Origin of the sequence: Draconibacterium halophilum (genome assembly GCF_010448835.1) — a bacterium.
Classification (GTDB): domain Bacteria; phylum Bacteroidota; class Bacteroidia; order Bacteroidales; family Prolixibacteraceae; genus Draconibacterium; species Draconibacterium halophilum.
Genome location: NZ_CP048409.1, coordinates 1,297,298 through 1,307,500, shown reverse-complemented (window position 1 = coordinate 1,307,500; position 10,203 = coordinate 1,297,298). Strand labels below are relative to the sequence as shown.

General features: G+C 43.0%; 8 protein-coding genes, 2 tRNA genes and 2 rRNA genes (1 of these 12 running past the window's edge). All 12 read right to left on the bottom strand.

Annotated elements, in window-relative coordinates; all coding sequences use genetic code 11:
- Window positions 1–668: ribosomal RNA gene (locus G0Q07_RS05305) — 23S ribosomal RNA — on the bottom strand; it reaches 2,130 nt to the left of the window's first position.
- A 397-nt stretch (window positions 669–1,065) separates the two neighbouring features.
- Window positions 1,066–1,139: transfer RNA gene (locus G0Q07_RS05300), tRNA-Ala, on the bottom strand.
- Window positions 1,140–1,244: 105 nt separating this feature from the next.
- Window positions 1,245–1,318 (bottom strand) — tRNA-Ile (locus G0Q07_RS05295).
- Window positions 1,319–1,453: 135 nt separating this feature from the next.
- Window positions 1,454–2,977, bottom strand: a 16S ribosomal RNA gene (locus G0Q07_RS05290).
- Together the 16S and 23S rRNA genes with 2 tRNA genes alongside form the textbook arrangement of a ribosomal RNA operon.
- Window positions 2,978–3,848: 871 nt before the next feature.
- A complete protein-coding gene (gene modC / locus G0Q07_RS05285; protein WP_163345103.1) occupies window positions 3,849–4,931 on the bottom strand; it encodes a molybdenum ABC transporter ATP-binding protein in 1,083 nt (360 codons plus the stop codon).
- The gene (gene modB, locus G0Q07_RS05280) at window positions 4,928–5,629 is read right to left on the bottom strand and encodes a molybdate ABC transporter permease subunit (protein ID WP_163345102.1); all 702 of its coding nucleotides are present in this window, start codon (window positions 5,627–5,629) and stop codon (window positions 4,928–4,930) included. Before modB ends, modC begins: the two co-directional genes overlap by 4 nt.
- On the bottom strand, window positions 5,622–6,404 hold the full coding sequence (gene modA / locus G0Q07_RS05275; protein WP_163345101.1) for a molybdate ABC transporter substrate-binding protein: 783 nt from the start codon (window positions 6,402–6,404) through the stop codon (window positions 5,622–5,624). Before modA ends, modB begins: the two co-directional genes overlap by 8 nt.
- Complete coding sequence (locus tag G0Q07_RS05270; RefSeq protein WP_163344491.1) at window positions 6,388–7,185, bottom strand: IS982 family transposase; 798 nt, start codon at window positions 7,183–7,185, stop codon at window positions 6,388–6,390. The genes modA and G0Q07_RS05270 overlap by 17 nt, the downstream gene beginning before the upstream one ends.
- Before the next feature lie 350 nt (window positions 7,186–7,535).
- Entirely contained in the window at window positions 7,536–7,928 is a 393-nt protein-coding gene (locus G0Q07_RS05265) for a HEPN domain-containing protein (protein WP_163345100.1), read from the bottom strand.
- 64 nt (window positions 7,929–7,992) lie between these two features.
- Window positions 7,993–9,117, bottom strand: a complete 1,125-nt coding sequence (locus G0Q07_RS05260; protein ID WP_163345099.1) for a homocitrate synthase/isopropylmalate synthase family protein — start codon at window positions 9,115–9,117, stop codon at window positions 7,993–7,995.
- 219 nt (window positions 9,118–9,336) lie between these two features.
- Window positions 9,337–9,642, bottom strand: coding sequence for a (2Fe-2S) ferredoxin domain-containing protein (locus tag G0Q07_RS05255; protein ID WP_045033451.1), 306 nt, complete (start codon window positions 9,640–9,642; stop codon window positions 9,337–9,339).
- A gap of 126 nt (window positions 9,643–9,768) precedes the next feature.
- Complete coding sequence (locus tag G0Q07_RS05250) at window positions 9,769–10,110, bottom strand: NifB/NifX family molybdenum-iron cluster-binding protein (protein WP_163345098.1); 342 nt, start codon at window positions 10,108–10,110, stop codon at window positions 9,769–9,771.
- Window positions 10,111–10,203 lie beyond the last annotated feature (93 nt).

Here is a 10,203-nt window from a genome sequence, read left to right as displayed (position 1 = left end):
ATTCAGACTCGCTTTCGCTTCGGTTACGGATCTTAAATCCTTAGCCTTGCTAGTGACGACTAACTCGTAGGCTCATTATGCAAAAGGCACGCAGTCACTCCTATAAATAGAAGCTCCTACCGCTTGTAAGCGTACGGTTTCAGGTACTATTTCACTCCCCTGTTCGGGGTGCTTTTCACCTTTCCCTCACGGTACTTGTTCGCTATCGGTCTCTCAGGAGTATTTAGCCTTACCGGATGGTCCCGGCAGATTCAGACAGAATTTCTCGTGTTCCGCCCTACTCAGGGTACTGCTAGGATAGTATTTCTTTTCTGTACCGGACTGTCACCGTCTGTGGTAGGCTTTTCCAAAACCTTTCCAGTTCAAAATATTTCTCCATATCGCAGCCCTACAACCCTGACATTGCCGAAACAATATCAGTTTAGGCTGTTCCCAGTTCGCTCGCCACTACTATGGGAATCATTATTATTTTCCTTTCCTCCGGGTACTTAGATGTTTCAGTTCCCCGGGTTAGCCCCCTTGCGGGTACCCTTGCGGGTGGGTTGCCCCATTCGGAAATCTTCGGATCGATTCATATTTGCTAATCCCCGAAGCTTATCGCAGCTTGTCACGTCCTTCTTCGCCTCTGAGAGCCTAGGCATCCTCCGTACGCCCTTAGTAACTTTCTTTTAGAGAATCCTCGTATTGATTCAATTGTATCTCTGTAAAATTGTCGTCTCTATCTTGTGATTTGATTTGACTCTCGATAATTACATTGTAATTATCAAAATTATTTTTTTCCCAACATGCCAAAGAACTTTTTAACCTCCTGAAAGTTGTCTCAGTAACTCGTACCAAGTACATTTTCCCGGTGTTAACCGTAGATAACCAGGGAATCGAACCCCAATCAAGGCGCCAGCCTTATCTCGTGACAGCCGCAAGTTGTACATCCCTGTACTTTTATATAAACTTGTTCTGTCTTTCAGTATTTCAATTTTTTTTGAACGTTTGCCATTTTCATGGTCTTTCTTCTTTTTCGACTTCCAACCTTATCGGTCTTCTGTCTTTCAACTTTTCAGTCTCTCGTGGAGAATAAGGGAGTCGAACCCTTGACCTCTAGAATGCAAATCTAGCGCTCTAGCCAACTGAGCTAATCCCCCGGGCTTTTGAAGATTAGAATGTTGGAGTTTTGAAGATTTGAATGATTTGTGTTTTCACATTTTCTCATTCAGCTATTCTCATATTCCATTATTCCAATATTCCAGTAGTCCCGCCCAGACTTGAACTGGGGACCCCTACATTATCAGTGTAGTACTCTAACCAGCTGAGCTACGGGACTGTTTTACTAAACTCAAGCTCAGAGCTTGTAGCTTTTAGCGCAGCCCCCGCTTGTAACTCTAGTGTAATATTATAAAAAAAAGCAAGGACAACCGTTGTCAATCTCTTCATAGATCACAGTAAACCTGTGCTCCAGAAAGGAGGTGTTCCAGCCACACCTTCCGGTACGGCTACCTTGTTACGACTTAACCCCAGTTACCAGTTTTACCCTAGGACGCTCCTTGCGGTCACATACTTCAGGTACCCCCAGCTTCCATGGTTTGACGGGCGGTGTGTACAAGGCCCGGGAACGTATTCACCGGATCATGGCTGATATCCGATTACTAGCGAATCCAACTTCATGGAGTCGGGTTGCAGACTCCAATCCGAACTGGGATCGGCTTTAGGGATTGGCATCCAGTTGCCTGGTAGCTGCCCTTTGTACCGACCATTGTAACACGTGTGTAGCCCTGGACATAAGGGCCGTGCTGATTTGACGTCATCCCCACCTTCCTCTCACCTTACGGTGGCAGTCTCGCTAGAGTCCTCAGCATTACCTGCTAGCAACTAACGATAGGGGTTGCGCTCGTTATGGGACTTAACCCGACACCTCACGGCACGAGCTGACGACAACCATGCAGCACCTTGTAAACAGCCCCGAAGGGAAAAAGTATTTCTACCTTATGCAGTCTACATTTAAGCCCAGGTAAGGTTCCTCGCGTATCATCGAATTAAACCACATGTTCCTCCGCTTGTGCGGGCCCCCGTCAATTCCTTTGAGTTTCAACCTTGCGATCGTACTCCCCAGGTGGATCACTTAATGCTTTCGCTCAGCCGCCTACAGTGTATCGCAGACAGCGAGTGATCATCGTTTACGGCGTGGACTACCAGGGTATCTAATCCTGTTCGCTCCCCACGCTTTCGTGCCTCAGCGTCAATCGTAGCTTAGTAAGCTGCCTTCGCAATTGGCGTTCTGTGTCATATCTATGCATTTCACCGCTACACAACACATTCCGCCTACCTCAACTACATTCAAGATCTTCAGTATCAATGGCAATTTTACCGTTAAGCGGCAAGATTTCACCACTGACTTAAAGATCCGCCTGCGCACCCTTTAAACCCAATAAATCCGGATAACGCTTGGACCCTCCGTATTACCGCGGCTGCTGGCACGGAGTTAGCCGGTCCTTATTCATTTGCTACCGTCAATACGCTACACGTAGCGTCCTTTCTTGGCAAACAAAAGCAGTTTACAACCCATAGGGCCGTCATCCTGCACGCGGGATGGCTGGTTCAGGCTTGCGCCCATTGACCAATATTCCTCACTGCTGCCTCCCGTAGGAGTCTGGTCCGTGTCTCAGTACCAGTGTGGGGGATAATCCTCTCAGAACCCCTAATGATCGTTGCCTTGGTGAGCCTTTACCTCGCCAACTAGCTAATCATACGCATGCCCATCTTGTACCGCCGAAACTTTAATCACAATAACATGCGAAATTGTGATACTATGAGATATTAATCCACGTTTCCATGGGCTATCTCTCTGTACAAGGAAGGTTGCATACGCGTTACGCACCCGTGCGCCGGTCGTCAGCTGGTGCAAGCACCACTGTTACCCCTCGACTTGCATGTGTTAGGCCTCCCGCTAGCGTTCATCCTGAGCCAGGATCAAACTCTCCGTTGTAAATATAAAAAGTTTAATATCTTTCGCTCCAGGTTTACTTATCTCTCAGAAATCAACAAAGTTGTTTTAAATTAACCTTGCTTTTTTTATGCTTCAAAATTTTAAAGAACTCGCGTAAAAAAACCAGCATCTTAATTATTACCTCGCAATGCCGGCCATTTACTTTTCTATTATATCTTACTGGCTTTCTCTTCTCCTCTTAATCTCTCTCGTTTGCCAGAACTCATTTCCCTTTTAACGGGGCGACAAAGGTAACTACTTTTTCAAAACCTCCAAAACTTTTTTAGCTTTTTTTGAAACTTTATTTCTAATGCTCCATGCGGCTTTGACGTGATTTCTACAACCATTTTACCGGCCGTTTTGTTCACTCGTTTTTACTCTCATTATGTCGCCTGAACGTTGCTTCGTTTTAAAAGCGGGTGCAAAGGTAATTGCTTTTCTGAATCCTCCAAAACATTTTTTCATTTTTTTGAAATTTTATTTTGAAGTCTTTTGCGGTCGATCACTTGAATTTTAACAGCTCGTTTGCCGTCTCACCCAAACTCTCTTCCTTTCATCATTTTCCCTTTGAACGTCGCTATCTGTTAAAGCGGCTGCAAAGGTAAATCTATTTTTGTCTCTGCCAAATACTTTTTTAAGTTTTTTAGAAACTTTTTTGCCGAACCGATTTACCGCTGTAAAGACCGAAATCCTTACTCCTTCCACCTGCTCTCCTTTGCCGTCCTATATCCCATCTTTTCTATGAACTCGCTTCTCTCAAAGCGGCTGCAAAAGTAATCAAGGTTTTTAATAATGCAAGCACTTTGCGCTAAATACATGCAACTTTTTTCGGATCAAAATCGCAACTAATTGATAATCTGAGCAGGAAACTTTAATAAATTTTTAGGGCTGCCGATTTAAAAAGGCAGTAGACATGCTCCCCTTTCTCAAGGCACATGCTTTTTTGCGAGGCTTCGGTTACCTCTACAATGATGTTTTCGCCCACATCAACTATACAAAAGGCCAGACCGTCTTTTAAAAAAACATCCTTTATAGTTCCTTCAACCTGGTTGCGAAGTGAGATATTGGGAACCATTTCTTTTGAAATGGCAATATTTTCAGGTTTGATCAGCACCTTCAATTCCTGATTTACCTCCACATCTTTTCCGATGGTTTGTGCCAGAGCCTGTATCTGGAGATTGCTTTTATGGCTCTTCAGCAAAACCATATTCTTTGATTCGAGGTGTGCGAATACCGACAAGTGCATTACGTTGTACCACCCCGACTCGTGCATCAGCGCCAAATTATCAGGCTGGTCCAACAGATCGGTGAACTTTCCATGCCCAAGCAAGCGACCATTTTTCAGCAGCATTAAGTTATCGGTAAGGCTTAACAAATCGGGAAGATCGTGGCTTACTATTAATATAGGAAGCGAAAATTTCTGATGCACCCGGTTTAAATACGGAATTATCTCGCGGCGCAGGTTTACATCCAGGGCAGAGAAGGGCTCATCCATCAATAATATTTTGGAGCCACTGATAATCGCACGCCCTATTGCAGCACGTTGTTTTTCTCCGCCGGAACACTGCTCGGGTTTCTTATTTAATAAATGAGCGATCTGCAAAGTTTCGATCACCTCATCGAAAAGTTGCGGATCGGGATTCTTTTCGCCATACAACAGGTTCTTCTTTATAGTATAGTGCGGAAAAAGTCGCTCGTCCTGGAAAACGTAGCCCACCCTTCGCTTCCTGATCTTAACATTTATCTTATTCTTAGTATCGAGAAGTGTATCGCCATTCAAATGAATATAACTTGAATCGGGGATAACAATTCCGGCAATCGAATTCAGCAAACTTGTTTTCCCATGACCAGATGGTCCGAAAATTCCGGTAATCCCATTTGGGATTTCAGCTTTTACATCAAGTGTAAAATCCTTTCGCTGCAGTTTTATATGGAATCGCAATGCCGCACTCATGCCGTTTTACTTTTAATTACACGTCGGTTTAAGAACTCGGCAGCGATCATGGCCAACAATGATAATATAACAGATACCACAACCAAACGCATGGTTGAAGCTTCTTGTCCGGGAACCTGCATTTCAGAAAAAATGGCAAGCGGAAGTGTTTGTGTCTTGCCTTCGATGTTTCCGGCAAACGAAATGGTGGCTCCAAATTCCCCCAGACTTCTGGCAAACGAAAGAATAAAACCACTGATTACACCGGGCAATGCCAACGGAAGTGTGATGGTAAAAAACACCCGGAGATTGGAAGCTCCTAAAGTGCGTGCGGCCTCCTCCAATTTCTGATCGACCAGTTCAATGGACAAACGAATGGAGCGTGTTACCAACGGAAACGATACAAAAATGGCAGCGATTACCGCCGCATAAAATGAAAAGGCGATTTGAATTCCGAACGTTTCGTAAAAGAATTTTCCGATAACTCCGCGGTTTCCGAAAACCAGTAATAATAAATAACCCGTAGTAATGGGAGGTAAAACCAATGGTAAATGGATGATTCCTTCAAGCACCGACTTGCCGAAAAACTTTTTGCGGGCTAAAAACCAGCCTACGGCTATGGCCAGCGGCAAGGTTATTACAGCACAAATTATCGCAACATATAACGATAATTGTATTGCCGACCACTCGCTTGCTGTATATTTAAAAAGTTCACTCAATCCTAAATCCGTGTTTTATCCAAATGTCTCTTGCTTCATTCGAGGTCAGAAAATTATAAAAAAGCCTGGTTTGTTCGTTGTTTTTGTTCTTTAAAATGGAGGCATAAAATCCTATTGGCGGATACAGCTCATCGGGAACAATGGAAACTATCTTTACTTTTTTCGATTTTAACGCGTCCGTTTTGTATACAATGCCCATTTCCACTTCGCCTAATTCGACCACCATTAATGCCGAGCGCACATCTTTTGCAGGTAAAATCCGATTGGCTAAAACGTCGGCATAATCACCGCTCTCGATTGCTTTCCATGCATAGTCGCCGGCAGGAACATGTTTCGGATCGCCAATTGACAGGCGACCATTAAACTTCTCCGGAAAATGATCCAAAAATGTGATGGTGTCCGTTTCACTGTCGGAAGGAACGATGACTGCCATCGACGTTCCAACGACTTTCTCTTTTGATTCAGGAACCACCAAATCGAGATTAATAAGGTAGTCTACCCATTTTTCGTTAGCAGATATATAAACTGAAGGTTGTGCTCCCTGTTCAATTTGCCGGGCCAATGTTCCCGACGAGGCAAAATTCAGTTTGATGTCGACGTCATTTTCCGTTTTGTAGATTTCAGCCAGTTCAGAGACAACATTTGTCAATCCGGCTCCACTGAAAACCAACAGTTCTGTCGATTGCTTTTTTTGCGATTTTTGGGCACATCCAAAAAACAGGAATACTATTAATATATATAGTAACCCGTTGTGCGGTTTAAACTGCCAGGGCATATTTTAAATTATTAATTGGTTTACCGTTCTTTAAATTAATATATTGCAGTAAAGTCACCGAAGTAACTTTTGTGAGTATTCTGACTGACAATCCAATAAGTGTTTTGGCGTAATTACGTTTAAGCATGAACTGGTCGCAAAGTTGAGAAAACAATGTTTCGATCCTTTTTCTAAACTTTTTAAAAACAGGTGGGTACAAAGTGTAAGCTTTTTGATTAGCCCGCATGGGGGTTTCCAGTTTAACGTTGCAGGAAGAAAACAGGTCAATTTGCTGAGAACTGGATAAATATCCTTTATCTCCCAGCAGGATACAATTGTTTAGCCCAGAATGCTTTACCTGCGACAGGTAATGAACATCATGGACACTAGCCTTGCTTAAGTCCATACTATGAAAAACCCCGTTTGCAGAGGTAAGCAAATGAAGCTTGTAGCCGTAATACCAGGTTTTATTAACAGCAGAATAGCCTTTGTTTGGTGCTGTCTCAAAGTTTTCTTTGCAAATCCTGCTGCGTTGTTCACGGGCGTTCTTGCAAACAGGGATGGGAATCGAATCAACCAGGAAACAGTCTTCTCCTGCATTGAGAAAGCCGGCTACAGTCTTGTTCAATTCTTCGATAAAAGGATAAAGGCGTTTTCTTCTGCGGTTAAAGTTGCTTCGGTCGATTAGGTTGGGAAAATCATCAGCATGTTCGCTTTTGATTTTAGCCCACAAAAAAGCTTCGCTGTCGATTCCGAGTGACTCGCCAGTAATAGAGAACGCAATAATTTGACAATCAGACATCTTTGGGCGGTTTCTATACGAATAGAAATTATCGAAAGAGTTGATGCGATTTTTAAATACAGATTTGGTAATGAGAAAGAATCTGTCGTAATTTGATTTCAAGTTATGCATAACAGAAGTAAAAATGTGGTGTTTTATACTTCTAAGATATTGAATATCATGATTATGCATAACTTTTTTTAGTTATAGATATTAATAAGGTTATTAACAAATTAAACCGCACAACGGGTTATATAGTAATGCTTTTCTACTCATTATTCGACCGCTAAAGTTAGGCAAATTGTAGCATCAACAAGTAAAGATGCTTTCATTAAAAGCACCATTCGCTTCTAAAGCAGTCCTGAAAAATCCTAAACGGACTCTTCTTCAACTAGTGCCGCATTACAATATTCTTTCAATGCATTGGTAAAATCGAGCATTCTCGACAACTCTTCGCGTGTTGGCTCAAGTGTTTCCAGCACTTCCAGCGAGCAGAAATTCATAAAGCGATTGAGAAACCGTGCCTCCACAAGAAACTCTTCAGGAATTTCCATTTTCTTAGCAACCTGCCTTAACATGGCTGTTATTCCCGAATGCTCGGGCAGCTCGCCGGTACTTACACACAAAGCCGTCAGATAGTTTTCCACTGCCATGCTTAATACATTATATACTACCAGGCTTCCCAATTTCTCTTTTTTGTACGAACCAACTGCTGCTTTTGCGTAGCTGTCGGCCTCATCCATGTACTTTGTCCAGTTTGCCATAATTTCAAATTTTAGTTATTCAACCTTGTTGTATTAAAATGTTGTAATTTTTTTGTCTCGCTAATTAAATGTTCGACGAAATGAGGTTTTTCACCTCATTAAAATGCAGGTCGCGCTTTAACTCGATCGACAGCTTTTTGATTTTAGCGACAAGAATGGCCAGTTCGTTTTTTGGAAGGAATATATTTCGCCTTTGCAGCATCTCGTCAACTGCGCCCATTCCCGAGTGTTTTCCGATTACCAACTCGGTTTGTCGTCCAATTTCGTTCGGATTAAAAGGCTGGTATGAAAGTGGATTTTCTTTTAGGCTGCGGCAGTGAATTCCGGATTCGTGCGAGAAAACCAGTTCTCCCGACACGGGTTTCGATAATGCTAACTTTCGCTCTGAAACCCGTTCCACCAGTTTCGAAAGCTGAACCATTTTCTTTCCTTCGAAATTAAAGTCGTAACCGCAGGAGTATTTTAGTGCAAAAGCCACTTCTTCCAAACAGGCGTTTCCGGCTCGCTCACCCAAACCGTTAACAGTAAGACTCACACTTTGTGCGCCCGATTGTAATGCCACAACGTGATTGGCGGTTGCCATACCCAAATCGTTGTGCCCGTGAAATTCAAAATCTACATCGGCAAAATCGCCGCTTAAACGGGTAAACAGGTTCTGTGTGGAAAGCGGATTCAGAACTCCTACCGTATCGGCAATGCGCACACGTTTGGCGCCGTATAAAGTTGTCAGATAGATGTATTCTTTAAGGAAATCGTAATCGGCACGTGAAGCATCCTGCGCACCAACTGCCACAAATTCGAAATGGTTTGTGGCAAAATTCATGATCCCGGGAAGGTTTTTGCGTACCCAGTCGCGCGACTTCCCAAGCGTTTCAAGTTGTATATCGGAAACCGGGAACGAAAGGTTGACCCTTTTTGCTCCTGTAGCCAGGGCAGCTTCCAAGTCGTTGAAAGTTGCCCTGCACCAGCAGGTAGAAGCGAAGGAAAATCCCTGGTTGATCAAACAATGAATGTCGCTCTGCTCTTTTTCGCCCATGGCCGGAGTTCCGATTTCCAGTTCCGGTACTCCAATTTCATCAAGCTTTTGAGCAATTTCGAGTTTCTCTTTCAATGAAAATACTACACCCGGAGCTTGTTCTCCGTCACGCAGCGTAGTGTCGATCAAATATGGGAACTTCTCATCCTTCATAATATATAATTGTTATTGGTTTTCAATCCGATAAAAGTACCCCCGGCACAAGCCGGGAATACTATACAAGTTGAAGTTTGATTAGTTCTGGTTCTACCGATGAGAGTTTATTTTCAAACATCTATCGGCATTATCCATTGTAATTTCAAAGCTTCACCAAGGCTCACTCTGAAAAACAATTGGATAAGAGGGGAAAATCAATTGAGTATGCAGTTTAACTTATTCGCTTATGAGATAATCCTCAACGGCCTCCCCCTCCTCCAGTGCATCTAAAATTTCGTCGATTTTCTCTTCATTAATTCCTCCGTACCAATAGTTATTTGGGTGAATAACCATTACGGGCCCTTGTGAGCAAACGTTTAAACAAGCGGTGGAAGAGACCGCGACGTCCATGCCGCGGTCGTTACATTCTTCCATTATATATTGAATTAAATCGGATGAACCGTTTTTGTTACAATAACCTTGTGCATCGCCGGCAACCCGGTACGAGTTGCATACTAAAATGTGAAATTCTGGTTTTTTCATGTCGCTCTATATTTTAAGTTGATACTATTTCTAATTTTTGTCATTTCGATCCGTCGGCTGACGGGGAGAAATCTGCTCCTTTGAAATAGATTTCTCCTCCTTCGTCGTCGAAATGACAGCTATTAATTATTTACATTTTCCGCTGCACCCGGGAATTTTATCCACCGAGCAGGTGCAGGTTTGTACTGCTATTCCAATGATATCGAATTGCTCTTTTGGCTTTTCACCAATTTGCATGGTGTACAGCTTTTCGCAATCCTCGAGTTTTTCTTTTACTGTTGAAAATCGATCGGATGAAAATTTATGATCGGCAACAGGTTGGCCTCCTGCGCTGCAATACGATGTAACTTCGCGTGTTTCCACGAGTTTCATTTCATCACCTTCCACGTCGTACACATCAAAGCGGGTAGCTTTTCCAAAATGCTGGTCAACCTTTACTCCGTTACTTGTTGTTACTGCTATTCTCATTTGTTTTGATTATTATAATTCGTCATTCGGCCCGTCATCTGACGGATTCGGAATCTGAAAAATGGTTACCAAAAGATGCTGAAACAAGTTCAG